We start from the raw sequence: 16028 nt of genomic DNA on the forward strand, positions 1-16028 counted from the left end.
AGGCATGCTCAATCCAAGGCATATAGGGAATTGAACAACACTCTGTCGGCTGGCTCACTATCCAATCCGCCCGCGAGAATAAGGTCGGTGAAGTTAAGCCCGGCTGGTTTTCGCCTTAATATATTTGGTAGCGACGGGGTGGGCCACAACCAACCCCATCGCTTTCTGGCACGTCGTTTCCAACAGGCCCCGTGGGCTGAGCCCCTTTTTTAGGAACTCATTCGATCAGCTAGGGTGGGTCCGTCGCAGGTGGCTGGTGTGAATAGCAAGCTGATAAGCCCTGATACCGCCGTCAGTACTGCTAGTCCGCCACGGTTGGCCCGCAAAAAATTACGAACGTCACGGACAAGCGGGTTGTTCTTCTCTAATCGTTCATCTCGTGGAATGTGGACGAACGGCAATGCCGCGGCTAGCCCCAATAATATGGTCACAAGCGCTGGCATGATGATATGAGGATGGGCGGTACACTTGCCTTCCCCGTCGTTGTCACTTGAGCCCTTCTTCGGGCTTTCAGGCACAGGTTCCTTGGAGTTAGTTGGTGTTGGCTCTGCGGTCGGTGTGACACTAGAGGTCGCTGATGTGGTTGGTGCGGGCGAGGCGCTCGAGGTCGCTGTAGCGCTTGGAGCAGGCGTCGCAGTAGGCGTGGTTGTGGAGCTTGGAGCAGCCGTAGCGGTGGGCGTAGCGCTAGGTGTAGTAGATGTACTGGGGGATGGTTCTACAGTCGGAGTCGTAGTGCTGCTCGGAATCGGTGGAATAGCGGTTCCTGACGATGGCGTCGGCAGCGCACTCGGAGCTGGGCTTAACGTTGGAGTGGAGGTGGTGCTGGTAACAGGGGGCACAATCGCCTTACCGAATACCTGCAGCTTCAGCGGCACCTCCTTCTCATCACCAGTTGCCGTGGTGACAACTACCATCAAATCCTTCGTCACACTGACGATATCTCTGGGTGGATTGACTGTAACCGTTCCCGTTGCCTCATCAATGGTGATCCACGAGTCGACATTATTCTTAAACGTGAATGTCGACTGGGCTGGTGGCGCTGAGATTACTGTTGGTTCGATAATAAGTGTCTCTCCAGCTTGGACAACACGATCGTTATAGCTAAGTGAAAACTCTTGCTTTTTCGGCAGGATAATGACGGGAATGACGGCCTTACCGGAATATCCTTCCACCTCTTGTAAATTATCCCTATTCCGGCCAGCACCTGGGCGAGAAGGATCTGAGAGATGGCGGGTCACGAAGGCAAATTCTAAGTAGTCACCTTGTGGTGATGGGACGTACTCGGGCCCGACTGCGACATCGAACTGACTAGTTCTATGACCCGGGATACCACGAAGGGCCGAGTGAGTGACCACTACATCGTCGAGAATATTGTCGGGTGTACCGTTATCAAATGCCTTTATATAGTCGGCGCTATTAGACTTATCCGCCTCGCTGTAATAAGTGAAATACGGGACGGTGTTCGCACCATTACCTGTGATTCCTGCTTGATCGGTATCATCATTAGCTACCCATGGAGTGTAATAATCAAAGTTTGCATAACCGCTAATGGGCGCTGTATGCGTCTGTGCAAAAACCGAAGGGTAGCACACTCCTGGGCCGTTGAGCACGACGGGTGTCGTGATCGCGTAGTTGACCTTGTCATTTGGCTTATTCTGCACGAAGCCATAGGGATCGTTGAAGAGCTTGATATGGCGGTGTCCGTCCCTTATTTGCCCCTCCACCGTGTCTCTGGGTACGACTGAATACTCTTCTTTCTCGTTGCCTACCTCAATTGGCTCGCAACCCGAAAAATTACCCTTATATATCTGCGACTCATCGTAGCGATCAGGATTGCTGATGTGCAGCGCACCTTCTAGGTACTCGCGGCCGTTAATCAGCGAGAATAACTCCAGGTTCTCTGGGATACGATCGCGTGCATCAGGCATATATTTGATATTGAGTTGGGTCGGAGTCGTGAAACGTCCGACCTTGTCGCCGAAGGATATGTCCTTGACCTGTGAAATTGTCTTGATATCGAAATCATTGGCATAGCTAGGTATGGCTGTCAACCCGGCAAGCATGGATATAGCGGTCACAGAGGCAATTGCTCCGCGCCTGATGTGGTGTTGTGTCACTCGACACTTTCCTCTCGTTAAGAAGGTCATAAGAAAACCTTGTGAGATTTCTCACCTTATGCGACGAGGAGTCTGCGTGTCAATAGAAAAATATGGAAAGCTTACCGCATCTATGCTGCATACCTGATATTTTTACTCGTTTGCGTTCAAGGAAATTTTTCACTCACGGGGTTGAGTGCTACGGCAGCCTTTATATATATGCGATCCTCGCTAATGGGTCCTATCTCAACACTCACCACACCAGCCGATGGGAAAAACGCCCTCACTAAGTACAAAGGTGAGGGCGTTTTTCTACAGTCTGCTCTGGCTTACTCTAGACTACTTCCAGGTTACGGTAACTTCGTAGTCTTCCTTGTCTGTATGAAGGAGCAGGGATTTAATATGAGTATCGAGGAGCTGCTCAACGCGCTCCCCGGCGCGCTTGAGGATGCCATGCTCAATGGCCTGAGTTTCTGCCGCTTTACCTTCGACAGTAAGGAAACGGGTCATATCGTCCACGCTGAGCTGGTTGAGGGGATTGTAGCTTTGATCGTAAACAATCACACTGTCGGGGTCGATCTTGGAATCGATGATCTCTACGCGCGGTACTTTCAACGTGACCTGCTTCGCGCTATCACTCATATCAATAGCGATCTGGCTGAAGTCTTTGACCCCCGCTTTAACGGTGCCGTCGTAGGTAATGAGAAAATTCTTGCCCGTAAGTGGAACCGTCAGGCCGTAGATCTGGTGGCCTTCATCTGCAAATTTGCCCACATTGGTAAAGGTATATTCCTCCACAGCTAATTCCGCTATATCTTTGAAAGATGCGGCGATGCCGGTAGACGTTATGGTGGGTTCTTTTTGTTTGAATACCTGGCTTTGTGCATAAAAGAAGGCGGAACCCACAATAAGGAGCAATGTTAAAAGTGCTAAGCCGAGACCTATGAAAAAGCGGCGCATATGAATCCCCGATATTCTTTCTTTTTCTTGTGCGCCATAGCAGACGCGAATAAGGACACAGTACTGGCACAGTATTACTGAGACTGCAGTTAAACTTGAGTTCCATATTACATACGCTTTATATCCGATTTCGACCTACGATAATCGACCATAAAATGAGCGGGCCTTAATGTGCGAGATCTTAAAGTGCCAGTGATGCTGCTCCTTGCACGCCATCTGGTGTGCCCCTTGCTTGCTAGCTCCTATGTGAGGCGAGGAACCACGATTGGGCGCCCACTCTCGGGATCTTTCACCAACCTGCAGTCCAGTTCATATACGCGCTTAATGAGCTCTTCGGTCACCACGTCTTCAACGGGTCCAGTGGCTTGAATTGCTCCGTCTTTCATCACAATTAAATGTGTGGCGTAGCGAAAAGCCAAGGTTAGTTCATGGAGGACCATGACTACCGTCACACCGTGGCGCTGCAAATCGCGAGCGAGGTTGAGCACTTCCACCTGGTGGGTGATATCCAGATAGGTGGTGGGTTCGTCAAGGAGCACTATGGGAGTGTCCTGGGCGAGCACTAAAGCAAGCCAGACTCGCTGGCGCTGACCACCAGAGAGTTCGTCGATACGCTTCTCGCGTAAATCGAGAACGTGGGCACGGCGCATCGCACTTTCTACCGCTTTTTCGTCAGCTTTGGTCCAGCGACCTAGGATATCTTGGTGCGGATAACGTCCACGTGCAATCAGATCGGCCACCACGATCCCATCGGGGGCCACTGGGCTCTGCGGCAGAAGACCCATCTTCCTGGCCACCTCTTTAGCCCCCAAGGAATAAATATCTGCTCCTTCTAGAAGGATGGATCCTTGGGAGGGGATGACGCGCACCAGCGAGCGCAACAGGGTGGACTTACCGCATGCATTGGGGCCAACGATAACGGTCAGTTCACCACGGGGAATAGTTAAAGTGAGATGAGAAATAATGGAATGAGATCCGTAACCAACGGATAGCTCACGCACTTGGAGGGCGCTATCCTTTGCGCTCGGTTGCCCTTCCTCGAAGATTTGCTGTTGATAATTCACGCTCATTGCCTCTTTATATAGATCGCCACTCTCATGGATAATTCTTTTGTCATCGTGCCGTCTGTCTAGGTGCGCCATTGTTGCACCAACAGCCAGATAAGATAGACCCCACCCAATAGTCCTGTGACGACTCCCACGGGTAATTGGGTGGGGGCAAAGAGCCGCTGGGCCAACAAATCGGAGACCATCACGAGGACAGCGCCCATGAGTGCAGCATTACCCATGCCCACCCCAGAACTGCGACTCATGCGCCGAGAGATCTGCGGGGCCGCGAGGGCGACAAAGGAAATGGGGCCAGCCACCGCAACAGCAAGCGCGGTTAAAAGGACACCCACCGCAATTAGTTGATTGCGTCGCACTTCCACCCGCACACCTAGCCCTGTTGCTAGTTCATCTCCACTGATGATGATGCTCAAGGGCCGGCTTAAGAAAAATGCTATGGGAATCAAGGTACCCATAGCTAGCGCAGCAACGCTCACATCGGACCAGGTTGTGGCGTTAAACGAACCCGCCAACCACTGCGCAGCAGTTTGAGCAGCGCTCAGGGAGGCCTTAACGATCATAAGTCCATTGAGGGCTTGCAGAATCGAGGCCATACCAATACCAACAAGGACCAGCCGAATGGCAGAGAGTTTTTTATGCTGCCTAGCAAGCAGATACACAATGCTTGCGGTGGCAACTCCACCCATCGCGGCTCCTACGGCAATCGCGGCCGGGGAGGCCGCAAAGAGAGTGATCATCAAAACCGCACCGGTAGCGGAGCCCACAGTAAAGCCGATGATATCGGGACTACCTAGGGGGTTGCCAGAGAGCTGCTGGAAAATACATCCCGACACTCCCAGACCTGCACCCACTAAAGTGGCGGCAATCACACGTGGCAGACGTTGATCGCGGACGAAGAATTGTCCCAACGGATCCTCGCTCATGCCCACGAGGTTAGCGACCGTTTCACTATAACTCATGGGGTATTCCCCCAAGCTCAGCGCGCCTATCATAGCGGTGGCAATCACCGCAGCAAAGATGGTGCCGACAATTACGGATCGTTTCTCTAACCGAATTCCCTTAAGGGTATAAAACCGGGCATCGGATCGAGTTGGTGCTATCGCTGGCGTACTCATGAGAATGTCTCCAGATTCTTGCCCCGTACAATATAAAGGAATACTGGGCCACCGACGAGTGCGGACATAATTCCAGTTTGGATCTCCAAGGGGGCCACGACCAGACGCGCTGCGATATCGGCAAAGAGTAAGAATACTGGTGCCGCCACGACGCAGGTTGGGATCACAAGACGTTGATCCGCCCCACAGATAGCGCGTGCCATATATGGAACTGCGAGGCCAACAAACATAATGGGGCCGACCGCGGCTGTTGCGGCTCCACATAGGAAGGTCACAGAGATCACGACGAGAGTTCGAGTAAGCCCCACCTTTACACCGAGAGCTTTACCAGTTTCTTCCCCGAGGCTGAGAGCGTTCAGCGACGGTGCGACGAGCAAAGCAAGGAATAGGCCGAGAGCGATCATCCAGCTGATTGTGAGCAGCACATCCACCCCCCGCCCTTCAACGGATCCCGCTGCCCAGAACCGAAATTCATTAAAGGCATTCTGGTTGCTCAATAAGATCATTTGAACAAAGGCAGAAATAGCCATCGATATGGCCACACCAGCTAGTGTCAACCGGGCGGGGCTGACTGAGGCGCGCCCTACCCCACCGAGAACGTAGACACCGATACTGGCTAGTACCGCACCGATGAGTGAAAGCCAGATATAGCTGCCAATCCCTTGAATACCCAAAAATGCTACCCCGGTGACCACGGCCAGGGAGGCACCGGCATTGATGCCCAAGATGCCTGGATCAGCGAGCGGATTGCGGGTTAAGGCTTGCATGAGTGCTCCGGCCACACCGAGTGCTGCACCCACGAGCATCACCACGAGAGTGCGCGGAATTCGTTGATCGATCACAACGGTACGACTGATGGTATCTCCGCGCCCTGATAGCGCCTCGATGACTGCACTTAAGCTCAGAGGATTGGAACCCAGCGCTAAGGAAGCAAAAACCATGAAGACTAGCGCAGCAACGAGGAGCAGAAAACTCAGTCGCCGCCTATGCCTCGTCATAGATATCGCCATATAGCCATAGAGGGGAACGAGATCGCATATTTATTGACGCCTTTGAACCACGAGCCACGCATTAATTGCAGTCATGCCAACAAGGAGGATCGCCAGGCCAACAAAGAATCCCACATATGGGGCCGATGGAGAGCTGCCATTCGCTGCAGCTTGTGCCACATTTTGTTGCTGCTGCTTTTTCTTATCGAAGATTCCAGTGTTGGCAGGTGCTGAGGCTGCGGAGCCGGCGGCATGAGTATCTCCCGAAAACTCAGGGCGCGCAGCGGAATTATCCAGGTTCTGTGGGGCCTGGGCAGCTTGATTAGGCGAAGCCGCTTGAGCGGGGGCATCGACGTACTCGTCGACATAGACTACTTCTTCTCGAGGCTGCGCAGCTTGGCGATTACGTCCACCTGGTTGGGCGGATGCGCGATCTGAATTTCTTGATTGCCCCACGCGCCCCCGGGCGCTTTGGGTGGGGGTGGACTGAGTATTTTGATTAGTAGCGGGTGTCTCTACGGTGGCGGTGACTGTGAAGTAGGAATTGCCCACGCTGGTATAACCTAGGTTTTTCGTTCCTTCGGTGGCTAGATAGCGTAGGTAGTGCTCTCCGGGGGGCAGATCACATGGCACCGAGATGGAGCCTGAGGCGGTACCGCTACTATCGATCTTTTGTCGTGCGATCACACCTTGACCTTGGACGCTCGCATCACCGCCGAAGCCACGCCCGTCATCGATCTTGATATTGACCACTTCACCTGCGGGGTACCCGTTGACTTGGTAGCTCAGCGTCCCGCACTGTTCCACCACAGAGGGGGAAACCGAGGAGGATGTCCCTGGCGTATCAGGTCCTGCACCTCCTGGCGGGATCGCAAGAGCAGTAGGCAGGGCCACGGATACGATACCGCCTGTAACAGCAAGCACACTTACGCCCCAGCGCACTAGGCGGATACGAGATGAGGTGGCACAGTGGGGTACAACAGGGAAGATTGAATTCATAAGATATGTACACGTCCTTTTCGGCTCCAAGTTGATAGGTGAATTGCGATGGTTAGGCATGTTTTCTGCCCGCAGTCAATGAAACTCCTGCTGCAGTCAAAGCAGTGACGATGAGCGAGGCGAGGATTAACACCCAGTCGGTGGGGCCCATGAGCCCGTTAGCTTTAATGACTGGGCGAATGGTATCTGCTTGCGCATTCTGAGGAGCTAGGTCTTGTTGCTGAGCTTCAAGACTTGCAGAAGAACCAAGCCCGAGATCGAGCCATCCAACCAGATTCCCGCCGCGATCGCTGAGGCTGATGGCATAGTCACCATCGGGCAACCCGCTGGTATCCAGATAGACAGTTCCTGACTGATCTACCTGTACCCAGCCGGCGTCGATAGGTTCTTGGCCTGGAAGATCGGGGTAGACATAGAGATTCGCCCACTGTCCCGTCCATAAATCTGGAACCTTGATGGCTAGTTGCTCCCCCTCAACAGTGCCGGTGACATTGCCGGCATTCGAGAAATTCAATTCACCGATGCTTGTTACAGGTGGATCTACTGGTGATATTGGGCGGCTGTCGTAGCTCGGACCTTGTACCCTGTTCGTTGCCGTTGTGGGGGCCACTAAGCTACGGCGACGCACGATTCGGCGAGTAATGATCTCCTGCTCAGTTTCATCTGCACCAGCCGTATCACCCTGTGTGGCTTGATCCTTATTATTATCTTGTTCACTGGGGGCAAGGAATTGAGTGTCGATGGTTTTTTCCAAGGTGGTCAGGCTGTTATTGAGAAGTCCTAACTCCCTAGCGATAACTCCATAAGCACTGGTTGGGGCGGTGGTTGTTGTCGTGGAGCTGATCGCTTTGAACTCATAGCCAACCCAGCCAATAAGCTCACCGCGCTGACCACGATTGCCATTTTGTACCACAAATTTCAACGGTCCCTCGGGAATGTCCTCGTTATTAGGCAGCAGTACACTCCTGGTATCGCTGAGTCTAAACCACTGATCTTTCCACGGAATTCTGGGGGAACCATCGGGGAGGTAGGTGGAAATATACACCCAATCCTCAGGCTGTCCCTCAGGTACCTCGATAATGAGGTCGGTATCGAAGGGGCGAATAGACACCCCGGCGCGATTAGCGGGTATCAGATCGGCCTTGTAATCAATAGGATCAGGGACTCCGTTGGGGCTGTACTCACCGTTGATAAAAGTCAGCGGAATGGACCGAGATATATCGCCACTTTGGAGAGAACCTGATAATACGTTGAGGGTGTGTTCCCCCTCGCTGAGCGGAGTGGGGGTTCCCCACTGCCCGCGGGTGTCTTCGGGCAGCCGCACGCGGTGTGAGAAGCTGCCGTCTGCGTCATTTGTGACAACGATATCCCATACGGTGAGGTTGGGGTGCACCGCAAATTCTTCGAAGTGTTTGATGCCACCGAAGTTAAATTTGATAACAACACGAGCTCCGCCGCCGTTGGGCAATGTATTGCAAAAACCGCGTCCTTCGACCAGCAGCGTATTATTCTCGTCGGGAAATTCCGAGACTATAGCCTCCGGTGAGGCGACAGGTGACTGGCAGGTGGGCTTATCAGATGGTGGTGCAATCCACTGCTGCCCCTCAACCCGAAGCGACGGGGTGACCACGGTTCGGGAAGTATCTCCCTCGACGAGACCAGAAGCGAAGTTAATCGTGAGCATCTGACCCGGGCTGAGATTGAGGGGAAGAGTTTGGGTGACATCAAAAGAACCATCCGGGTCGGCTACGAATTGCCAGAAGATCGTTCGATCTTTGACACCACTTTTGGGGTGGGAGAAGACATCGTCTGGGTCCGGATTGCCGGTATCTGGGCCACCGCGCTGGTACTGGGCAACTACTCCGTCTTTCAGATAATTCAATTTCACCGTAATAGTGGAACCGGTCCCTGCTTGGTTGGTCCACCCTGAACCCTTGATGCGTAGTTTGTCGCCAGATGTGGCATCTCTTTGTACGCTGAGCTGAGCATCATCGACGTCAATATCGATGTACTCGCTCTCGGCCTCGGCATCACTTACTGGCGTAGCCGTGGTTGATTCTTCATTGGCATAGGCCCATTGTGCTGGCGCGATGAGAGCAATAAGCCCCATGCTAAGCCCTACGCTAAGCCCTACGCTAAGCCTCAGTGCTGCGCTGCGGTAGATGGAAGTGTGAGTCATTATGGTCATGACATTTCTACTCTCTTAGACGAGTTTTTCTACGATATCGTCGATCAGGCGATTCATCAGGATCGGGCCGCCTGCGGATGTCCATACGGAGCCATCCACTGGGATGATATGGTCTTGCTGAAAAGCCTCGAGGGCACTAAAACCCGGAATATCTTTAGCTGCGGTAATGGCTTTTACGGCCTCTTCTACCCCAGCGCTACCGCCTGCTTGGGGGTTGTTAACGGCAGAGCCTCCGAGGGTGCCAAAGAATATATAGTCTGCGTCAATATCATGGAGATTCTCCAAGGAAACGGGGTCGGAGTGACCACGCCCTTCGCGATCTTGATTGGGTGGGCGTCGCAATCCAACGTCCTCGAGGGCTCGACCAGCAGGGAGTTCCTTTAAGATCATGGAGGCGCTATTGCCCTGCCAGCGCACAACGCTAAAGGTGGAATCCGCGTAGGCGTCGAGTTCCTTAGATACTTTTTCAGTTTTTTTATCGTAGGCTGTGATCAATTTCTCGCCTTCATCGCTGAGGTTCATGGCGTCTGCAGTGATGCGGAGATTATCGCGCCAATCACCCCCCGCCCAACCGGTATAAACCACTGGGGCGATTTTGTTGAGGGCTGCAATCACAGGCGGATTGTTATTAATGCTGGTGCCGTCGACGAAAATAATATCGGGTTGAGCCGTGGCAATGGCTTCGAAGTTGGGTTGGGCAACATTTCCCAACAGCGGTACGTCACCTGCTATCTCAATAAGATAGTTGGGCAAGGTTGCTTGACCGCGGCCTGCCACCGCTCCGACCGGGGTGATACCCAGGGCGAGGAGGTTATCTAAGGTAGGTTCAGATAGTGCTACCACGCGCTGAGGGGAAAGCGGTACGACAACGTTTTGACCATCGATATCGGTGATAGTGCGATTGGAGGATTGCGTATCCTGCGGCACGTCTTGAGATGAGCACGCTACTAATCCTGGGATCAGAAGGGCTGCGAGCCCCGCTAAGAGGTGGGGACGAAGCATGGATGGCAAGGCGTTCATGGATTCCTTTTTCATAAGCAGGTTGAGAGGGTACACATGATGCGGTCATCATGTAGGCTTAGGTCTTTATCTGCTGGAGAAGAAGACAGCACGAGGGGAATAGGGCCGCAACCCCATTCCCCTAGTGGATCAGTAATCCCGTACCTGGGTCTTCCTTTGATGAGAAGGAAAAACTAGGTAGGAATTTACGATCGCTTGGTGTTTTAGAAAGGCAGGCGGATGCCTAACTGCATCGCAAGGGTGCGTAAACCACCGAGGATCACGGCGAGTATTCCTAGCGATCCGACGATTGAGAGCACGATAGTCGCCCACTCAGGCAGACCGCTTTCGCTAGAGGTCCCATCGTTTCCGCTGGGGGATTGCGGTGGGGTTTGCTCCTTGAGCTTTAAAGCGTAGAAGCCGTCCTGCCGATCGTCGCCGACACCCGCGCGGGCTTTATTTGTCACATAGACGGTACCGTCGGGGCCGACATTCACATGGTTAGCTAAAGGCCCAACTGGAATCTTTGCAACGATATCCTTGGTTGCGGGATCAATAGCAATGAGGTTGCCATCACCACGGTTGGCCACATAAACGCGCTTGTCCACAGGGTTATAAGCGACACCAAGTCCGGTCGCACCAGTACGGATAGTCTGCTTCTTATTTCCGGTGTCCGCATCGAGAATCGTAGTCTCACCGGTTTTCTGGGATGAAATATATAGCTCGTTGCGTTCTGGATCGAGAGCCACTCCGGTTCCGCCAATTAAACCGTCAACCGTGAAGAGCTCAACGTCGTTAGTTTTCACGTTGATCTTTGCCACATGGTTGGAGTTTCGGGCAACGGTATAGAGATAACCCTTAGCCGAATCGAGTTCGAGATCCATCGCGAGTTTGAAATCCTCGGTCAAGGAAATCTCTACTGGATCTAGCTCGAGGTTTGGATCAGCGACCAAGACTTTGCCGTGGTCTCGATCTGCCAGGGAGAAGTACACCTTGCCGGTAGTTTCATCCACAATGGCATCGCGGGGATGCTGTGCGGTACCTACAGGCCATTGCTTTTTAAGTTCCAGTGTTGTTCCGTCATAGGCGGCAATGGCATCCTGGCGGGAGTTTGCAGCCCACAGCAGGTTATTTTCGGTATCGAGGGCGATACCAAAAGCAGCGAAGATACCATTTTCGTCATCGCGGTGAGCAATTTCGACTTCGTCCTTCTTGCTGAGATCCTGAGCATCCAGGCGGTAGAAGACGGAGTCATCAGTGCGATTAGATCCATTAACGATCACTGTATCGGTACGAGAATCATAGACTGACTGGTAGAGACCAGTGGGGAGCATTACTGACTGCTGTTCGTAGTCACTAACATTGAGAGCCGCACTAGGGGCATTGATATTAGTGCCAGCCGAAATAGTGGTTTCGATTCCAGACGAGCTGTAGGTAACAGTTACTGGCTCCCCGAATGGGGCATCGGCGGGGACCATCACATTGTCTATCGCCACTTGGCCGCGATCATCAGCGCTAACAGGAGCACTCAACCAGTTAGCACCATCGGTGCCCACGCGTACGACCTCAGCTCCAAGTGGCAGGTTGGCCACGCTGACAGTCACAGGTGCGCCCTGCGGCGCTCCGTCGCTAACTTCAGCATATGCGGTAGTGACAAGTGTGAGTTCTTTGCTCATGCTGCCAGCGGTGACGACGATTTTGTGAACGCCAGCTAGCGCCTTAGGTTCCGTCATACGCAGGCTAGCTTTGAAAACTCCATCATCGCCCACGGTGAAGGTGCCGAGTGAGAAAGCATCTTCGCCTATGGTGACAGTTGCTTCTTCACCGGCGGTGAAACCGGGTACTTCCATCTTGATGCGGAGCAGGCCAGCTGGTCCATGGCGGTTGTCGGCGGCGTTACCTCGAACTGAAGTGATTTCGGGAGAAGATGTGGGGGCTTCAATGACCTTTGTCATGCAAATGCCATCATCTACGCCGGTGTTATTGACATCGAAGGTGAGGTGAGCAGAAATAGCGGTACCACCATCGGTGCCTCCGAGGACCGAAATGACATGCTGGCCATTTTCCAGGTTCCCAGGTAGGACGACGGAAACATCGAGGTTGCCATCGGCGAACATATCAGCGGGTATTTCTAAAGTATCGGAGCGCCCTTGAAAGCCTTGAAGTCCGGAAGCTTGTGATTGCGCAGCAAGGTCCCACTGTTTATCATTGCTGTCGATTTTCAGCACTAGGAATCCACCAGGGCGAGGGACAACGTCCGTTGCGGTGATACGGACAATATCGCCTGCGCGGAAGTTTTTCGTATCAGCGCCGACAATTTTCAGATCGGTTCCTATGATGCCGCGAGAAGCGCGCGGTTGGACGCTAGCGCACTCAGCATCGTTAGCGAAGGCAGGGGTGCTTGAGACGACTCCGAGACCGGAGCCGAGGAGAGCGGCACTCATGAGTCCTGCCAGAGCGCGTTGGGTGCCACTTATTCTTATTTTATTCATTGAAGTTTTATTCATTGAAGAAAAATTCCTTTGTTTGTAGATACCAAAATTTGTCAGGCGACTTATATAGGTTCAAGAAAATAGCGATCCCACGGTAGTCACCGATAAGTTGTAACTTATATTCAATCTTTCGATTGATATAACCGGTCCTTCGTTGCAAATCCTAAGGTAAGCCACAGCTCAAATCAACGCTTTTTCCCACTTCAAGCCAGCTTCTATGGGTAGATTCAGATACGGGTATCACATGGGAGGTAAATCTATCCTTAGCTAAACCTCTAATTAATGAGGTCACCCTTAGTGGAATGTGGCATGAGAGCTCAAACAGCTCCCAAATGTTAGATACGTCATATAATTTGGACTTGTTTATATGTCCATGCCGGTACGGGGGCGGGATCTACCCCCGTACCCAGTCAGCGAACTAGATGATGACAAGAGCTAGCAGCCTCAGAATGGCAACCGAATACCGAACTGCATCGCTAGATTGCGCAGGCCGCCTATGATCAATCCAAAGATACCCAGGATACTTGTGATGGAGATCAGAACTGTGGCCCACATTGGCAGCGGACCAGAACTCGACATGTCATCGCCTCGTTGCTCCTTTAGCTTGAAGGCGAAGAGTCTATCTTTGGCCTCTGGATCAGCTTGGCTTGCCTTATTGACCGCATAGACAGTGCCGTCAGCGCCGACCGAGATATGGTTCGTATTCATACCGGCGTCCAGACGGGCCACAACCGTATCGGTCTCCGTATCAATCGCTACTACCGTACCTGCCTTGCGGTGAGCCACGTAGATGCGACCATCGCTCGGATTGTAGCGGGCATTCAACGCTGATGCTCCAGTAGGAATCTCGGTAATGAAGTCCATGGTATCGGCGTCGAATACCACGGTATTACCGGTTCCCTGCGCGGTGATATAAAGCTTATTGTTTACCGGATCCAACGCGACACCCGATGCGGATTCCACTAGATCTGAATCCATGCTCTTTGTCGTCACCTGCTTATTCGCCGAGGCGATATCGATCTTGGCAATATTCGGGTTGACCCTCGAAGTGGTATACAGCAAGCCCTTGTCAGCATTAAGAGCAAGTGACATTGTGATGGCAAAATCTGGGCCGAGATCAATGGCTACGGGAGCATCAGCCTCGAGATCATAGATATGAACAGCGCCGGTGGCACGAGAAACCATGGAAACATAAGCCAAACCTGTTTTCTCATCGATAACAACATCGCGTGGATGCGCGGTACTCCCCTCGCTCCACGTCTTCACCAGACTGAGATCGCTTTGGCGATAGACACTGACAGTATCTTGCAGTGTATTGCTCACCCAGACGAGACCACGCTCATTATCTAACCCAACACCAAAGGCTCCACGCACGCTCTCACCTGTGGAATCACGATCTTGAATATCAAGAGTTTGCTCTATCGTGAAGGTCTTAGCATCAATCTTGTAGATCGAAGAATCCTCTCTGCGATTTGCCCGCGTGACAAATAGCTTGCCAGTCTTATCGTTGATGGCACTCTGGTATAAGCCCTTCCCTAGTTCCATCGACTGAGAATCATAGAGTTCCGTGGCTATGAGATCACGAGGGGCATTGACCCGCTCACCGGTGTCAACCGTGTAGTCGCGACCAGCTATGGAGTAGGTGGCCCGCACCTTCTCACGGAATGGTGCGTCGGCAGGAACCATCACTCCAGTTTGCTCCGCTATTCCACCCACGGCGCTTACCGGGGCACTCAACCAGTTCTGCCCCTCCACGCCGACACTCGTAAGTTCAGTGCCGTCGGGGAGGTTGACTACTCGCACAGTAGCTTGGGAGCCTTGAGCGGCATTCTCACTAATCATGGCATATCCAGTGGTCAGCAGACGGAGTTCCTTTGTGGTCGTACCATCGCTCACAGTAAGCATATGCGCTCCTGCAAGAGCACTGCCCACGGGTAGAGTCACGGTAGTTTTTAATACACCCGCAGGATCAACCACGAGATCATCGGGCAGTGTCAGCGCTTGGGTACCGATGCTCATCGTGGGTGTGGCGCCTGCCATCATCCCCTCGACGACGAGGGAAACGCGGATCTCGCCGGCCTTGGCACGTCGAGAGTCCGTGGCATACCCGGTTACACTTTTAATCTCAGGAGATTGGATGGTGAGGGTGCCACACAAACCGTCGTCAGCTGCGGTGTTATCCACAAAGAAGGGGACAGAATAAGACAGTCGTTCGCCCCCTTGCCCTCCACCTAAGACGGTCAGGAAGTTTTGGCCATTAGGAAGATCCTGCGGAAGGACAACGTGGATATCCAATTCGCCATTAGCAAATAGATCGGACGGAACTATTAAGTTCGGGGATTCCGTTTCTGTTCCCGAAATTTCGAGGTTTGATCCCTGAGCCTGATCGGCGCGAACCCAATTATTAGCACCTTTATTAATTTTGATAACCAAAGGGTTTTCAGCGCTGCGAGGGGCGACCCCGCTGGCGGTTAGATGGATGGTATCTCCCGAGCGGAAATTTTTGACATCAGCATTGTCGATGGTGAGGGTCATATCCTCGGGAGCTATATTGCCGGGCGCCTGCACAGAAGCGCAAACCTCGGTGGCAAATGCGGGAGTCGTAGCAACGACGCCGAGCCCAGAGGCCACCACGGTTATACTCATGAGTCCAGCGAGAGCGCGCTGGTGAGCTTTGGGGGCGAGAAGATTCTTCATATAATCACTTTCCGTTTTTTTATTTGATCCATACCTGCAAGTGCAGACCGCTAATCTGTTATCTATAAGGGGCCACATAGCTCGACTTGGGGGGAATAGATTTTCAGCATCACCGTGAGCAGGCTATGGAAACCAGAGGGTGTATCTGAGCATTTTGGGAGATCTGATATCAAGCTCGATATCACCCCCATATACGTAGAAAATCTGTAGAAAATCTTGGGGAGCCAGATGCAGAATTCAACCTTTTGACTGATTTCTCAACCGTACTCTCGGTTGATGATCTTAAGCCGGCCCCACTGGGCTCTCAACGGGGCAAATCCGCACTTGAGGCGATAATGGCACCTCGCGCTGGGTGACGTAAAAGGTGACCAGTCTTTTTGTAAACGCCTAATTGATATGGTTAGCCAAAGCTTTTCAAAAGCCGGA

Annotated in this window: 10 protein-coding genes; all 10 read right to left on the bottom strand. The window is 52.7% G+C overall.

What is annotated here, in order from left to right; translation table 11 throughout:
• Window positions 1–209: 209 nt before the first annotated feature.
• The 10 genes from N7326_RS03450 to N7326_RS03495 all read right to left on the bottom strand — a co-directional run bounded on the left by N7326_RS03450 (window position 210) and on the right by N7326_RS03495 (window position 15602).
• A complete protein-coding gene (locus tag N7326_RS03450) occupies window positions 210–2117 on the bottom strand; it encodes a Rib/alpha-like domain-containing protein (RefSeq protein WP_263088154.1) in 1908 nt (635 codons plus the stop codon).
• Window positions 2118–2435: 318 nt separating this feature from the next.
• Window positions 2436–3056 carry a DUF4230 domain-containing protein gene (locus N7326_RS03455; protein ID WP_259077351.1) on the bottom strand — a complete coding sequence of 207 codons (621 nt, stop codon included), beginning with the start codon at window positions 3054–3056 and terminating at the stop codon, window positions 2436–2438.
• Between the two features lie 242 nt (window positions 3057–3298).
• Window positions 3299–4126: an ABC transporter ATP-binding protein gene (locus N7326_RS03460; RefSeq protein ID WP_259158000.1), complete on the bottom strand. Its 828-nt coding sequence runs from the start codon at window positions 4124–4126 to the stop codon at window positions 3299–3301.
• Window positions 4127–4185: 59 nt separating this feature from the next.
• Window positions 4186–5238, bottom strand: a complete 1053-nt coding sequence (locus tag N7326_RS03465) for a FecCD family ABC transporter permease (RefSeq protein WP_259077357.1) — start codon at window positions 5236–5238, stop codon at window positions 4186–4188.
• Window positions 5235–6236, bottom strand: a complete 1002-nt coding sequence (locus N7326_RS03470) for a FecCD family ABC transporter permease (RefSeq protein WP_259157999.1) — start codon at window positions 6234–6236, stop codon at window positions 5235–5237. Before N7326_RS03470 ends, N7326_RS03465 begins: the two co-directional genes overlap by 4 nt.
• A gap of 42 nt (window positions 6237–6278) precedes the next feature.
• Window positions 6279–7226, bottom strand: coding sequence for a hypothetical protein (locus N7326_RS03475; protein WP_259289362.1), 948 nt, complete (start codon window positions 7224–7226; stop codon window positions 6279–6281).
• A gap of 52 nt (window positions 7227–7278) precedes the next feature.
• Entirely contained in the window at window positions 7279–9405 is a 2127-nt protein-coding gene (locus tag N7326_RS03480) for a hypothetical protein (RefSeq protein WP_263088156.1), read from the bottom strand.
• A 24-nt stretch (window positions 9406–9429) separates the two neighbouring features.
• A complete protein-coding gene (locus N7326_RS03485; protein ID WP_259077377.1) occupies window positions 9430–10434 on the bottom strand; it encodes an iron-siderophore ABC transporter substrate-binding protein in 1005 nt (334 codons plus the stop codon).
• 203 nt (window positions 10435–10637) lie between these two features.
• Entirely contained in the window at window positions 10638–12920 is a 2283-nt protein-coding gene (locus N7326_RS03490; protein ID WP_263088157.1) for a YncE family protein, read from the bottom strand.
• 429 nt (window positions 12921–13349) lie between these two features.
• Entirely contained in the window at window positions 13350–15602 is a 2253-nt protein-coding gene (locus N7326_RS03495) for a YncE family protein (RefSeq protein WP_263088159.1), read from the bottom strand.
• Between the last annotated feature and the right edge of the window lie 426 nt (window positions 15603–16028).

It is taken from the genome of Corynebacterium sp. ES2794-CONJ1 (assembly GCF_025660615.1).
In the GTDB taxonomy this organism is placed as follows: domain Bacteria; phylum Actinomycetota; class Actinomycetes; order Mycobacteriales; family Mycobacteriaceae; genus Corynebacterium.